This is a genomic window from Streptomyces sp. NPDC048171, assembly GCF_043202655.1.
Classification (GTDB): Bacteria; Actinomycetota; Actinomycetes; order Streptomycetales; family Streptomycetaceae; genus Streptomyces.
The window spans coordinates 362,000-375,392 of the sequence record NZ_JBIDAU010000001.1 but is presented as its reverse complement, the minus strand read 5'-3'; the positions used below and the strand labels follow the sequence as shown (position 1 = coordinate 375,392).

Sequence of the window (13,393 nt, the reverse complement as noted above, 5' to 3'; positions counted from 1 at the left end):
CCACGGAGGGGAAGCATCAGGGACATGGAGCCGGGAGCCCTATCCTTGTCCCCGGCAACGTCACGGACCCGCCCACACCCGGGCACCACGAACGAGGCCACCACACCAGGCCCCCGTAGCTCAGTGGATAGAGCAGGCGCCTTCTAAGCGCTTGGCCGCAGGTTCGAGTCCTGCCGGGGGCGCCACTGCCCGTTTGGCGAGGGGGACCGGACCACGTGCGACTGCGTTGCGCCGTACTCGACGACTTCCAGCGGGTGGCGACCGAGATCGCCGACTGGTCCCCGGTCGCCGACGACGTGGACGTCGTGTCCTTCGACACCCATTTCGGCGACGAGGACGCTCTCGCGGCCGCCCTCGCCGACTTCGACATCGTCGTCACGCTGCGCGAACGCGTGGCCTTCCCCGGATCACTGATCGCCCGGCTGCCCCGGCTGAGACTCCTCGTCGCCTCCGGCATGCGCAACAGCGTGATCGACTACGCCGCCGCCGAGGCGCACGGCGTCACCGTGTGCGGCACGGCCTCCTCCTCGGCCCCGCCCGTCGAACTGACCTGGGCGCTGATCCTCGGCCTGGCCCGCGGCATCGTGCGGGAGGGCAACGGGCTGCGCGAGGGCGGCCCCTGGCAGCAGACGGTGGGCGCCGACCTGCACGGCCGCCGCCTGGGCCTGCTCGGCCTGGGCAAGATCGGCAGCCGGGTGGCCGGGGTCGGCCTCGCCTTCGGCATGCGGGTGAGCGCGTGGAGCCAGAACCTCACCCGCGAGCGCGCCGACGAGGTGGGCGTCGAACTCGCCCCCTCCAAGGAGGCGCTGCTGCGCGACGCCGACTTCGTCTCCGTCCACCTGGCGCTCGGCGACCGCACGCGCGGCCTGCTCGGGCCCGCCGAACTGGCCCTGCTCAAGCCGACGGCCTATCTGATCAACACCTCGCGCGCGGCGATCGTCGACCAGGACGCCCTGCTCGCCGCGCTGCACGAGGGCCGGATCGCCGGCGCGGGCGTCGACGTCTTCGACACCGAGCCGCTGCCCGCCGGCCACCCGATGCGCACCGCCCCGCGCCTCCTCGCGACGCCCCACCTCGGCTACGTCTCACAGGCCAACTACGCCACGTACTACGGCCAGGCCGTGGAGGCGATCCGGGCCCACCTCGACGGCTCCCCCGTACGCCGCCTGCCCGTGGCCCCCGCTTCGGACGCTCAGGCGGTGCCCACCCGGTCGGATTCCACCGGGCGCGCGTAGATCCCACCGCTCCGGCGCAGGTGTCCGAAGTCCACCAGATGGCGCCGGAGCGTCACATGGTCGACCTCGCCGTCCTCGCACCAGGTCCGCAGCTTCTGGTCGACGGTGCGCTCGGGGTACTCCACGCCGGGGGCGAAGGTCCGCTCGGCGATGTGCCGCAGCACCACCTTCTTGCGCGTCCAGCGGGCGGGGAGGCGGACCAGGCGCCCGTCCTTCACGAAGGTCCGCAGGATCATGCCGGTGCGGTCGCCGTCGGCCGCCGGTGCGGAGTCACCGGCCGGGTTCGCCGCGGGGCGGGCCGCGCGGGCCAGCTCCCTGAACCGGTCGTGGGCGACGACGAGTTCACCGTCGTCCCCAGGCACCACCACGCCCTGCTCCCCCAGTCGGCGCAGCGCGCCCGCCGTCTCCTTGGCGGACAGTCCCGCCATCCGGGCCACCTCCGCGCTGCCGCCGGCCCCCAGAGCGACCGCGGCGAAGGCGCGGACCCTGCTCTGCTCGGAGAAGAGCCCGGGCAGCGCGGCGAGCGCGGACGGCTCGGAGGGCTCGGAGGGCCCAAGGGGCTCGGAGGGATCGGAGGGCTCGGAGGGATCGATGGACGCGTCGGGCAGGTCGTTCGGCATGGCGGGGAGGCTAGTGGACGTCCGCGCGGGAGCGGCACCGGTTTTCCAGCGCCGCCCACCCCCTCGACACCCCTCACCTCTCTGCAAAAAGGGTGATCCTCACATTCCCCCCGTGACCCGCTTCGACCAGGTGCGTTGAACCGGCCGCGCGGCGGCGCGTCCTGCCGCCGTGTTCCCCGAGTCAGAAGGAGAAACGTGATGTCTCGCATCGCGAAGGCTGCCGGCGTCGCTCTCGGCGCCGGCGCCGTGGTGCTCAGCGGCACCGGCCTGGCCATGGCGGACGCGGGTGCCGAGGGCGCGGCCATCGGCTCGCCCGGCGTCCTGTCCGGCAACGTCATCCAGGTCCCGGTCCACGTACCGGTCAACCTGTGCGGCAACACCGTCAACATCCTCGCTCTGCTCAACCCGGCGTTCGGCAACGCCTGCGAGAACGGCGACGACGCCAAGAAGGACACGAGCGACAAGAAGAAGCACACGAGCGACAAGAACGGCAAGAACGGCAAGAAGAACGCCGGCTACGGCAGCTGAATCCCGTAGCACCCGAAGAGCCCCGGCCTTCCCGGCCGGGGCTCTTCCCGTGGGTCCCCCGGGCGCACCCGGTGGATCCCCCGGGTGCGCTGGTCGACCCGTCAGGCGTAACGGTAGATCCGGCCGACGTCCTCCAGCTCGTCCGGAGTCACGTTCCACGGCGGCATCCGCTCGTGCCGGGCGACGATCCGTCCGCGCTGCGCGCTGCCCCGGCCGGGCGGCTTCGCGGGCAGGTAGCGGGCGCCCCGGTGACGGGCCTGCCAGCGGGACCACTGAAGGTCGACGAAGGCGTGGTGCAGCCAGAACACCGGGTCGTTGACGGAGGCGCCGCCGACCATGGCCCCGCCGACCCACCGGTGCACCCGGTTGTGGTTGCGCCAGGAGACGCTGCCCCGGCCGGTCCCCCACCCCTCCAGCTTGTTGCGGAACCCCTTGCGGACCGTGGAGTCGTAGGGCGCGGTGTCGTACACCGGGTCGTCGAGGGCCCACTCCAGGTCACTCCTGGTGGGCAGCCCGAGGGGAGCACCGGCCCGTCCCAGGTCCCGGGTGAGGTACTCGGTGTCGGTGACGTTCACCTTCAGCGTCCAGTTGCCCTCGGCGTACGCGAACGGCCCGGTGGTGACCCGGTGGTCGGAGCGTCGCCCGGTGCCGCCCAGGAAGTCGGGGGTCCAGGGCGCGGACGTGGTGCCGCGGTTCCTCGTCCAGTCCCAGTACGGCACGGTGACCGCCGGGTCGACCCGGCGCAGCGCCTCCTCCAGGTCCAGCAGGAACCTGCGGTGCCAGGGCAGGAAGGAGGGCGCCATGTGCGCCGTACGCAGCCCGGCCTCGCCGTCCGAGACGTAGTAGTCGATGTGGATGCGGACGAATTCGTCGTACTCGCCGCGCCGTTTGATCTCCAGCAGCGCGTTGACGAACCGTCGCCGCTCGGCGCGGGTCAGCGTGCTGACGTCCTTACGCGTGTACGCCATGCCGTCCCCCGGAGCGGTGGTCGTGCCCGTGAGAGTCGTGCCCCTCGGCGGCCGGATTGTCACGCAGGTGCTCGCCGGGGCCGAGTGCGTCGACGGCGCGGCGGGCCGCGGAAAGGGGGGTGGGGTAGGACCGGTAGTGGTCGATCATGGTCAGCCAGCTGCCGTCGGCCCGGCGCATCAGGTGCAGCGGGCGGCCGTCCACGGTGACGTGCCAGGTGCCGGCGCCGACGGCGCGTCCCGCGGCGGACCGGACGCCGCGGATCCGGCGCCCCCGGTAGGTCTCGTCGAAGGCGCCGCTCCCTGCCGGCTCGGCGATGTGCGGCTCGGGGCGGGAGGCGGCGACCAGCGGCGTCAGGGTGACCGCGAAAGCCGGTGCGAGCAGCCCTCGCATCAGCTGCCGCCGGGTGCCGTGCGCCGGGCCGCCTCTCGCCCGGCTCTCCGCCCCGCGATCCTGCTCCTGCTCCTGCTCCTGCTCCTGCTGCTCGGTGTCGCTCGTTGCCGCGCCCGCGTCAACGGCCATGGCTCGCTCCTCGTCCGGTTCCGGTGGTCCGCACCACTAACCGGCCGACGGGCCACTCGGTCACCGCCCGCAGGGCCAGTCGGAGCACGGGACGGCCCGGGCGCGTGACGGGCCGAGCGGGCTAGAGCCCCGGTCCGACGCCCAGGTCGGCCACGGGAGCCGTCTGGACGACGGGGGCCGCCACACCGGCCTCCGGGAGCTTGACCGCCGGCAGGCCGAAGGCGTCGGCGCGCGGCGCGGTGAGCGGCGCGTCCGGGGACAGACCGGGTGCCAGGGTGCGCAGCCCGGCGGCGGGGGCGTCGAAGGCGGCATGGTCGAAGTTGTCGCCGAGGACGTGCGGCACGGGCTGGCGCACATCGGCGCCCGGCAGCCCGCCGTGCACCGGCAACTGGGGCAGCGCCCGCTCCGGCAGCAGCCGGCCCTCGACGTAGCGCGGCCCCTCGGGTGCGCCCACCGTCGGCACGGGCAGCTCGCCGGTCACCTGCGGCAGTTCCATGCCGAGGGCCGTCTCCGCGCCGGACAGGGGCACGGGTACGGGGATCGCGTCGGCCGCGGCGGCGGGGGACGCGGACACGCCCACGGCTGCCGCCACTCCGGTGACGACGGCGGCCAGGGTTCGTCTGGTGGTCGGCTTCATGTCAGGCACGGTCCCTTTCGAGAATGCGGGAAGGCGGGAGGAACGGGCGGGAAGAGCGCACGCGGAAAACGGACCGGGGCTCAGCCGCCGAGCGGGAGGCCCCCGAGCCGGCCGTTCTTCGAGTTCAGGTCGGTGGTCGCCTCCTTCACGGTGTGCAGCACGGAGTCCTTGTTCTCGGTGTCGAGCGCCTTCGACTGGTGCTTGAGCGGCATGACGTCGACGGGCTCCGCGGTCAGCGCGTTCACGGCACCGTTGAGGCTGGTGGGCGTCAGCCGGGCGGTGTCGGCGTCGTGGGCGAACGCGGGCACGGCGGAGCCGGCGACGACCAGGGAACCGGCGACGACCGCGGCGGCCTTGAGGGACTTCATCGTGTTCCTTTCTTCGGCGACCCGTGTCACCGGAGGAAATGCTGACGCCCTCTCCAACGACCTGTACCGGGCACGGAAACTCCACCGTCCGGAAGACATATGAGATCTCCGGACCCGCGAAAGACGGAAGGACGGAAAGGCGGAAAGACGGAAAGGCGGAAATGCAGAAGGGCCGTCGCGCGACCCCGCAAAGGGGGTGACGCGACGGCCCGGGGACGCGCGGGGCGTCAGGAGGGGTTGGCCGGCAGCGGGTTCGCCGGGACCGCGGCTTCCGGCGTGGCGGCCTCCGGAGCCGCCGGGAGGGCGGGCAGACCGGCCAGGTCCGCGGCGGGCATGCCGTTGGCGACGAGCGTGGCGGCGACGACGTTGCTGATGCCGGTCATCACCCCGTCGATGGCCGGGCTCACCTGCTCGGCGTTGCCGGCGGTGGTGGCCTTGACCAGCGCGTCGATCCGCTTCTGGAGATCGGCGTAGGCGGTGGCCGTCAGGTCGGACGCCGTCGCGGTCTGGTCCTCCGCCACGACCGGCGCGGGCAGCGTGACCGGGTTGCCGGCCTGCGGCGCGGTCACGGCCGGCGGCTGGGCCGGGGTGGTCGTGCCGGGCAGGTTCACCGTGTCGTCCGCGTCCGTGTCGTCGGCGTCCGCGTCGGCCGCCTCGGCCTTGGCGAGCGCGTCCTTGACCGCGGCGGCGAACTGGTCGGCGTCGGCGGCGGCCAGCTGGCCGTTGTCGGCCTTGAGAACGGCGTTGAGCAGGTCGGTGACGGGCGTGAGCACTCCGCCCAGGTCGACCAGGCCGCCGACCTGGCTCTGCAGTTCCGCCAGGTCGGGCAGGGGTGCCTGGGACACCGCGTGGGTACGTTCCCGGGCCGATTCGCCATCGGCCGCCATCACCGCCGGCCCCGAGAGACCGATCAGCAGGCCGGCGCAGAGAGCGGTGGTGGCGATTCGTCGTGCGGGCAGACGCATGGGTCGTTCCTTTCGGTGGTGCTTCGGATCTTGTGCCCACCGTGAAAGCGCCCCTGGCGCTCTGCAACCGAGCGGTGACCGCACGTGCTCGCCCGGATTTCCCGTCGTCGGCGTCTTACCTGGTGAGACGCCCTGTCAAGGTTCGTACGCCGTGTCGGCACACGGACCCCCCATTCGGGGCAGCGCCCCGCCGTCCGCACGCAAACGCGGACCGGCCGCCCGGTCGCGGAGGAACCGCGGTACGGACGGCCGGTACGGAAGGCGCGAGCCGAGGTCAGTCGTTCTCGCACTCGTTGCCGAACGCCGGGTTCAGCAGGCCGATGACGTCGACGGTGTTGCCGCAGACGTTGACCGGGACGTGGACCGGGACCTGCACCACGTTGCCGGACAGGACGCCCGGGGAGTGGGCGGCGGCGGCCTTCGCGCCGCTGTCGGCAGCGGCGACACCGGCGGTGCCCGCCACCGCGGCGGCGGCGACGGAGGTCAGGGCCAGGCCCTTCGCAATACGCGACATGGAGAAGTGCTCCTTGGGGTTGTCACACACATCCGGGCGGCTGCCCGGCGCAGTGTCAACGCGTGGCATCCACGCGAGTTGTGCCGCCAAAGGGGTGATCTGGCGAAGGACCGGTATTCACAAATCCAACACACTTACCCGCTTTCACCGTATTAGTACGGATAGCGGCTAGAGTCCCACTTCGTTCCCCACTCCACCGACGCCTCCCCGTCGCACCACTCAGGGGCATCGGCCGAAGGCACTCTCCGAGAACTCCCGACGCGGCGGTGACCTGCCGGTTTCCGGCTCGTTTGGCAGCGGGACGCGGCGTGCGCCGGCGTACGCCGCGGCGCGGCCGGCGCCCCGCCGTCAGACGCGTTCCCGCACGTCCCGAGCAGAATCCGTGAACGAGGAAACGCGCATGCACCTGCCACCGACCGGCTCCCGGCCACGGGTTCTGCATGTCACCCAACCGGTGGACGGCGGGGTCGCCCGGGTCGTCACCGACCTGACGCGGGCTCAGCTCGCCGCCGGACTGAGCGTCGCGGTCGCCTGCCCCGACGGGAACCTCGCCGACAGCCTCCACACCCTGGGCGCCGACGTACACCTTTGGCCGGCCACCCGCTCGCCGAGCCCGGCGCTCGTGCCGGAGGTACGCCGGCTCGCCCGGGTGACCGGGGTCGTGCGCCCGGACCTGGTGCACGCGCACAGCGCGAAGGCCGGTCTCGCGGCGCGGCTCGCGGTGCGGGGGCGGATCCCGACCGTCTTCCAGCCGCACGCCTGGTCGTTCGAGGCGGTCGGCGGTCCCGCCGGGGCGCTCGCCCTGTGCTGGGAGCGGTGGGGCGCGCGATGGGCGGCGCGGACGGTGTGCGTGAGCGAGGCGGAGCGGTGGCGCGGGGTACGGGCCGGGGTCCGCGGACGCTGGTCGGTGATCCCCAACGGCATCGACACCGACCGCTTCCCGGCGCGCGGAACGCCCGAGGACCCGACCGATGCCGACGGCGTGCGGCTCCGGCACGGCATCGGCCCGCACGCCCCGTTGGTGGTCTGCGTGGGGCGCCTGTGCCGGCAGAAGGGCCAGGACGTCCTGCTGGCCGCGTGGCGTTCGGTCCTCGCGCGGGTGCCGGACGCCCGGCTGGTCCTGGTCGGCGACGGCCCGGACCGCGGTCGGCTCACCGCACGGGCCTCGGCGTACGGCTTCCTGGACGGCGCCCGGACGTCGGTGGTCTTCGCGGGCGGTGTGGACGACGTCGCCGCCTGGTACCGGGCCGCCGACCTGGTCGTCCTGCCGTCGCGCTGGGAGGGAATGGCGCTGGCCCCGCTGGAGGCGATGGCCTGCGGGCGGCCCGTGGTGGTGACGGACGTGGACGGGGCCCGCGAGGGCCTGCCGCCCGCTCTGGAGCCGCACTGCCTGGTGCCGCCCGAGGAACCCGCGACACTGGCCGGCGCGGTCGCCGCCCTGCTGCTCGACGCGCCGCTGCGCACGTCGCTCGCCCGCCGGGGACACGCGCACGTGCGGTCCGCGCACGACGTACGGCACACGGCCGCGGCGGTCGCGGCGGTGTACGACGCCCTCCTGGGGGGCGCACGGACGACCGGGACGCGCGTCGCCGACGGCTGCGGGGCGACGGGCGCGGGCGTGCCCCTTCCGCACGTCGACCCGGCAGCCCCGGACCCGTCCCGGCACCACGACCCGGCAGCCCCGGACCCGCACCACGCCCCGGCCACCGCTGAGCCGTCCCGCCGCGGCGGACCGTCCGACGCCCTCCGTCTCCTCCCCGGCGACCGGCCCGCAGCCATGGGCCGGCCGGCCGTCGTGCCCATCGAGTACAGGGAGTCCACCCACCCGTGACCGCGGAAAGCACCGTCCCCAGCCCCTCCGGCCAGGCGCACGACCTCGGCCCGTCCCCCGTCGCGGTCCTGCCGCCGCGTACCCGCCCCGCCGGCTTCCGGCTGCCCGCCGGGCGCACCTCGCCGCGGCCGGACTCACCCCTGCCGCTGCTCGTCGCGGACGGCACGGCGGCGCTGCCGGGGTCGCTGGCCCTGACCGGCACCCCGTACCAACCGCTGCTGACGGCACTGCTGGTCGGTGCCTCGCTGCTGCTGCGCCCGCGCCCGGACCCCGCCCGGCCGCCCACGGGGGTGCTGGACGACCTGCCCGCCCTGTGCGGGCGGATCGCGGTCGTCTGGCTGACGCTGGCGGCACTCGTCGCGGCGTACGACCCGCCGCAGGCGCTGTCCGCGCCCACCCTGCTCCTCGGCTTCCTGCTGCACGCGGCCACGGGCTGCGCCGCGCGGGGCGCCGTGCACCGGCGGCGCCGTACGGCGCTGGCGAACCGGCCGCACGCGGCCCTGGTCGTCGGTCCCGCCGCGACCGCGCAGCGGGTGGCCTCGGCGCTGCTGCGCCACCCCCGCTGCGGGGTCCGACCCGTCGGCGTCGTCACCGACGAACCCGACGGAACCACCGGCCTGCCCGTGCTGTCCACCGGCGAGGAGGTGCGGCGGGCGGTCGTGCAGAACGGGGTGCGCGACATCCTGACCGTCCACCCCTCCGTACCCACCCGGCAGGAACCGCTGCTGCGGGCGCTGGCGGAGTCCGGCTGCGTGGTGTGGGAGCTGGACGCCGACCTCCCCGCGCGGGACGGCCGGGAACGCCTCGCCGGATTCTCCCGCCGGCGCCTGGAACCGGGCGCCCGGCGACCGGCCGGCGCCGGCAAGCGGGTGCTGGACGTGACCGTGTCCGGGCTGCTCCTGCTCCTGCTCAGTCCCCTGCTGCTGGCCTGCGCGACGGTGCTGCGGATGGTCGGCGGGCCGGGCGTGCTGTTCCGGCAGGAGCGCATCGGCCAGGACGGCAGGCCGTTCACGCTGCTGAAGTTCCGCACCCACCGTCCGGCCGACGAGCACGAGTCGGCGACCCGGTGGAGCGTGGCGGACGAGCGCCGGATGCCGTGGTTCTGCCGCTTCCTGCGGCGCACGTCGCTGGACGAGCTGCTCCAGTTGTGGAACGTCTTCCGGGGCGACATGAGCCTGGTCGGCCCACGACCCGAACGGCCCTTCTTCGTGACCCAGTTCAGCCAGACCTACCCCGGCTACGCGGCCCGGCACCGGGCACCCGCCGGCATCACGGGCCTGGCCCAGATCAGCGGGCTGCGCGGCGACACCTCCATCGAGGACCGGGCCCGCTTCGACAACGCCTACATCGACGACTGGTCGCTGTGGCAGGACGTCTGCATCCTGCTGCGCACCGCCGTCGCGCTCGTGCGTCCCACGGGGAGCTGACGCAGGTGGCCCACGCCCTTCCCCTGTGGCCGGCGGCGCGCGTTCGGCGGCTGCCGCCCGTGCTGGCCGTCGTCGCGGTGGTCGCGCTGCTCGCCCTGCCTCTCGCGCCGGACGGCGGGGGCGGCATCGGCGGCGCGCATCCGGCCGACGCGGTCTCCGCGCTGGTGGTGCTGTACTGCGCGGTTCGGCTGGTACGGGACCGGCGGCGCCCCCTGACCCGCGGCACGGCGGTGGTACTGGGCCTGCCGGTGCTGGGTCTGGCCGTCGCCGCCGTGGGCGCCGCCTCGCCGGGGGCGGGGCTCGAGGGGCTGGGCCGGTACCTCCAGGTCTTCGTCCTCGTCCCCGCCGCCGTACTGCTGCTCCTGCGCACGCGGGACGACGTACGGCTGCTCGCCTGGTCGATGGTGGGCCTCGCGGTGTGGCAGGGGGCGGTCGGCGTGCACCAGTACGTGACCGGCACCGGCGCCTCCTACCAGGGCGAGCGGATCCGGGCGGTGGGCACCTTCGGGGCGCAGGACGTGATGGGGATGGCGACCGTGGTCTCCCTGGGCCTGGTCTGCGCGGCCGGTCTGGCGCTGGGGCGTACGCCGGTGCGGCACCGGCTGCTCGCCGCCGGGTGCGCGCTCGCCCTGCTCGTGCCGCTCGCCCTGTCGTTCAGCCGGGGCGCGTGGATCGCGACGGCGGTGACCTGCGCGGCGCAGCTGCTGCTGGCCGGGGCGCGCCGGGCGCTGGCGGTGGGCGCGGCGGCGGTCGCTGCGGGCGTGGTGCTGGTGGGCGGGCTGGGTGTGGGTACGGCGATGCTCCAGGAGCGGGTCGGCAGCATCACGCAGGTCACGGACGCCCCCGACCAGTCGGTGACCGACCGCTACACGATGTGGGCGGCGGCGGCCGGGATGTGGCGCGAGCGGCCACTGACCGGAGTGGGGCTGAAGGGGTTCCCCGAACACCGCGACTCGCACGCCTCCCTGGCCCTGTCCTCGGGCAGCGAGACCGACGGCGCCGGTGCCGGTTACCAACGGCAGCCGCTGCTGTCCCCGCACAACATGTACCTGCTGGTGCTGGCCGAACAGGGCCTGCTCGGGCTGCTCGTGCTCGCCGGGAGCTGGCTGGCGCTGCTGGTCCTGGGGCTGCGCAGGCTGCGTGCCGCGGGGCGGGCCGGGACGGCGGGGCAGGACTGCGGGCTGGTCGCCTGCGGGCTGCTGGTGTGGCAGTTGACCGACTTCGCGTACGCCGACATCGGCGGGCCCTCGACGGTACTGACGGCGGTCTGCCTCGGGCTGGCGGCCTGGTGGGCGCTCGGGTCCGCGACGAGTGAGCGGGTGGCGCAGCGGTGAGGACGACCCCGCCGCGCGCGGCGGACGGGACGGCGGTCCCCCCGGCCCGGACCGCTCCGCCGGATCCGGACGCAGCGGTGGCCGAGACGCGGTCCTCCCGGAGTTTCCTGGCCCGGGCCGCGCTGGTCACCGCCGTGCTGTCGGTGGCAGGGTCGGTGCTCGGGCTGGCCCGGGACCAGGCGCTGGCCCGGTTGTTCGGGGCGGGCAGCGAGACGGACGCCTTCCTGGTGGCGTGGACGGTGCCGGAGTTCGCGGCGACGCTGCTGATCGAGGACGGGCTGGCCTTCGCGCTGGTCCCGATGTTCAGCCTGGCCCTGGCCCGCCGCGCGCGGGGCGCCCCCGGCGACCCGGTCCGCGACCTGGTCGCCGCCACCCTGCCCCGGCTGCTGTGGGCCTTCGTCGCGGTCGGCGCGCTGGTCGTCGTCTGCGCTCCCGCCCTGGTCCGGACGCTCGCGCCGGGCCTGGACGATCACGCCCTGGCCGTGGACTGCACCCGGCTCACCGCCACCTGCGTCGTCAGCTTCGGGCTCGCCGGGTACTGCAGTGCGGCGCTTCGGGCGCACCGCCGGTTCCTGGCGCCGGCGGCGATCTACGTCGCCTACAACACCGGCATCATCACGGCGATGTTCGTGCTCGGCGGGCGCTGGGGAGTGCGGTCGGCGGCGGTGGGGGTCGCGGCGGGCGGTCTGCTGATGGTGGCGGCGCAGGTGCCGTCGCTGCTGCGGCAGTTGCGGCACCGGGACACGGGCGAACGGCTCGCGGACTCCGGGGACCCGGCCCGCCCGCTCGCCCTCGCCCTGTTCTCCACCGTGCTGCTCTTCGCGGTGTGCCGGCAGTCGCAGATCCTCATTGAGCGCTTCCTCGCCTCCGGGCTGCCCGCCGGGGCCATCTCGCACCTGAACTACGCGCAGAAGGTGGCGCAGATCCCGATGACGCTGTCGCTGATGCTGTGCACGGTCACCTTCCCGGTGGTGGCCCGCGCCATGGCCGACGGCGACACCGAACGGGCCCGCGAGCGGGTCGAGCGGGACGTGGCGCTGGCGGCCTGCCTGGTGCTCCTTGGCGCGGCCACGGTGGTGGCCTGCGCACCGCAGATGATCGAACTGCTCTTCCAGCGCGGCGCCTTCACGGCGGCCGACACGGCGGCGACCGCGGGCGTCATGCGCGTGTACGCCCTCGGACTGCTCGGGCAGACCGTGGTGGGCGCGCTGGCCCGGTCCTACTTCTCGGCGGGCCGCGCCTCCTGGTACCCGCTCGGCGCGATGGCCGTCGGCATCGCGGCCACCGCCGGCGCCGGCGGCTGGGCCGTCGGTCCGTGGGGTGTGACCGGCATCGCCGCCGCCAACGCCGCCGGCATCACCGTCACCGGGGCCCTGCTCCTCGCCGGGATGGGCCCGCGCAGTGTCCCGGTCCGGGTCCGGCGGGTCCTGGGCGACCTGGCCCGGCCGGTGCTGGCGGCGGCCGTGGCGACCGGCGCGGGCGCGTGGGCCGCGGGCGCCGTGACCGGCCTCGCCGCCGCCCCCACCGTCTCCACCGGCGTCCGCGCGGCCCTCGCGCTCACCGCGGGCGTCGTGACCGTCTGCGGTGTCTTCGCCCTGCTCGGCCTGGTGCTGGGCGTCCAGGGCGTGCGCCCCGCCCTCCTGTCCGTCCGCTCCGTCACACGAAGGATTCCGCATGGCCGCTTCGGCTTCCGTAGATCCCGTTGACACCCGCACCGGCGGCCGTCCGCGCCCCGGCTCCGTCCCCTGGGTGGCGATGTACCACTCCGTCGGCGACGCCACGGACGATCCGTACCGTGTCACGGTCACGCCCAACCGGCTGAACGCGCAGCTCGGCTGGCTGCGGCGGCGCGGGCTGCGCGGTGTGTCGATGGCCGAACTGCTCGCCGCCCGGGCCCGCGGCGAGGGCCGGGACCTGGTGGGGCTGACCTTCGACGACGGGTACGCCGACTTCGTCGAGTACGCCCTGCCGTGCCTGCGCCGCTGGGGCTGCGGAGCCACCCTGTTCGTCCTGCCGGGACGGCTCGGCGGGGTCAACTCCTGGGACCCGCTGGGCCCGCGCAAGCCGCTGCTGACCGCCGACGGCATCCGGCACGCCGCCGCCGAGGGCGTCGAGATCGGCTCGCACGGGCTCACCCACGTCGACCTGACCCGGGCGGACGACGCCGCGCTGAGCGCCGAGACGGCCGAGAGCCGGGCGCTGCTCACGGAGTTGACCGGCGCTCCCGTCGCCGGCTTCTGCTACCCGTACGGCACGGTCGACGCCCGCGCCGCCGAGGCCGTGCGCGGCGCCGGGTACGGCTACGCCTGCGCCATCGACCCCGGCCCGCTGACCGGTCCGTACGCGCTGCCGCGGGTGCACGTGGGGCAGCACGACACGTCCGTACGGCTGCTGCTGAAGACGCGGCTGCACCGTCTGCGCCGCCGTCCCGTGGCGGGGGTCTGAC

General features: G+C 74.7%; 14 protein-coding genes and 1 tRNA gene. 8 read left to right on the top strand and 7 right to left on the bottom strand.

Annotated elements, in window-relative coordinates; genetic code table 11:
* Window positions 1-109 precede the first annotated feature (109 nt).
* Both ACGF3J_RS01720 and ACGF3J_RS01715 read left to right on the top strand, forming a co-directional pair.
* A tRNA-Arg gene (locus ACGF3J_RS01720) sits at window positions 110-185 on the top strand.
* Window positions 186-215: 30 nt separating this feature from the next.
* Window positions 216-1,235, top strand: coding sequence for a D-2-hydroxyacid dehydrogenase family protein (locus ACGF3J_RS01715; RefSeq protein ID WP_393853370.1), 1,020 nt, complete (start codon window positions 216-218; stop codon window positions 1,233-1,235).
* Here ACGF3J_RS01715 and ACGF3J_RS01710 read toward each other — a convergent pair.
* Entirely contained in the window at window positions 1,193-1,855 is a 663-nt protein-coding gene (locus ACGF3J_RS01710; protein WP_393853369.1) for a DUF2087 domain-containing protein, read from the bottom strand. The genes ACGF3J_RS01715 and ACGF3J_RS01710 overlap by 43 nt on opposite strands.
* Window positions 1,856-2,053: 198 nt before the next feature.
* Here ACGF3J_RS01710 and ACGF3J_RS01705 point away from each other — a divergent pair, with 198 nt between their 5' ends.
* Entirely contained in the window at window positions 2,054-2,383 is a 330-nt protein-coding gene (locus ACGF3J_RS01705) for a chaplin (RefSeq protein WP_161330729.1), read from the top strand.
* A 101-nt stretch (window positions 2,384-2,484) separates the two neighbouring features.
* Here ACGF3J_RS01705 and ACGF3J_RS01700 read toward each other — a convergent pair whose 3' ends face one another.
* The 6 genes from ACGF3J_RS01700 to chpG form a co-directional block, all read right to left on the bottom strand.
* A complete protein-coding gene (locus ACGF3J_RS01700; protein ID WP_393853368.1) occupies window positions 2,485-3,351 on the bottom strand; it encodes a tyrosinase family protein in 867 nt (288 codons plus the stop codon).
* Window positions 3,335-3,871: a tyrosinase cofactor gene (locus ACGF3J_RS01695; RefSeq protein WP_393853367.1), complete on the bottom strand. Its 537-nt coding sequence runs from the start codon at window positions 3,869-3,871 to the stop codon at window positions 3,335-3,337. The genes ACGF3J_RS01700 and ACGF3J_RS01695 overlap by 17 nt, the downstream gene beginning before the upstream one ends.
* A gap of 121 nt (window positions 3,872-3,992) precedes the next feature.
* Window positions 3,993-4,508, bottom strand: a complete 516-nt coding sequence (locus ACGF3J_RS01690; protein ID WP_161330726.1) for a hypothetical protein — start codon at window positions 4,506-4,508, stop codon at window positions 3,993-3,995.
* Window positions 4,509-4,588: 80 nt separating this feature from the next.
* A complete protein-coding gene (locus ACGF3J_RS01685) occupies window positions 4,589-4,876 on the bottom strand; it encodes a hypothetical protein (protein ID WP_161330725.1) in 288 nt (95 codons plus the stop codon).
* Window positions 4,877-5,103: 227 nt separating this feature from the next.
* On the bottom strand, window positions 5,104-5,841 hold the full coding sequence (locus ACGF3J_RS01680; RefSeq protein ID WP_393853366.1) for a hypothetical protein: 738 nt from the start codon (window positions 5,839-5,841) through the stop codon (window positions 5,104-5,106).
* 274 nt (window positions 5,842-6,115) lie between these two features.
* Window positions 6,116-6,355 (bottom strand): chaplin ChpG, encoded by a 240-nt coding sequence (chpG, locus tag ACGF3J_RS01675; protein WP_161332816.1) that lies wholly within the window; start codon window positions 6,353-6,355, stop codon window positions 6,116-6,118.
* Between the two features lie 400 nt (window positions 6,356-6,755).
* Between chpG and ACGF3J_RS01670 the strand changes: the two genes are divergently transcribed.
* From ACGF3J_RS01670 to ACGF3J_RS01650, 5 genes are read left to right on the top strand one after another with little or no spacing between them, the layout of a single operon-like run.
* Window positions 6,756-8,186: a glycosyltransferase gene (locus ACGF3J_RS01670; protein ID WP_393853365.1), complete on the top strand. Its 1,431-nt coding sequence runs from the start codon at window positions 6,756-6,758 to the stop codon at window positions 8,184-8,186.
* Entirely contained in the window at window positions 8,183-9,613 is a 1,431-nt protein-coding gene (locus ACGF3J_RS01665) for a sugar transferase (RefSeq protein ID WP_161332814.1), read from the top strand. Before ACGF3J_RS01670 ends, ACGF3J_RS01665 begins: the two co-directional genes overlap by 4 nt.
* Window positions 9,614-9,618: 5 nt before the next feature.
* Entirely contained in the window at window positions 9,619-10,947 is a 1,329-nt protein-coding gene (locus ACGF3J_RS01660) for an O-antigen ligase family protein (RefSeq protein ID WP_393853364.1), read from the top strand.
* Entirely contained in the window at window positions 10,944-12,653 is a 1,710-nt protein-coding gene (gene murJ / locus ACGF3J_RS01655; protein ID WP_393853363.1) for a murein biosynthesis integral membrane protein MurJ, read from the top strand. The genes ACGF3J_RS01660 and murJ overlap by 4 nt, the downstream gene beginning before the upstream one ends.
* Before the next feature lie 49 nt (window positions 12,654-12,702).
* The gene (locus tag ACGF3J_RS01650; RefSeq protein WP_161332818.1) at window positions 12,703-13,392 is read left to right on the top strand and encodes a polysaccharide deacetylase family protein; all 690 of its coding nucleotides are present in this window, start codon (window positions 12,703-12,705) and stop codon (window positions 13,390-13,392) included.
* The last annotated feature ends 1 nt before the right edge of the window (window position 13,393 follow it).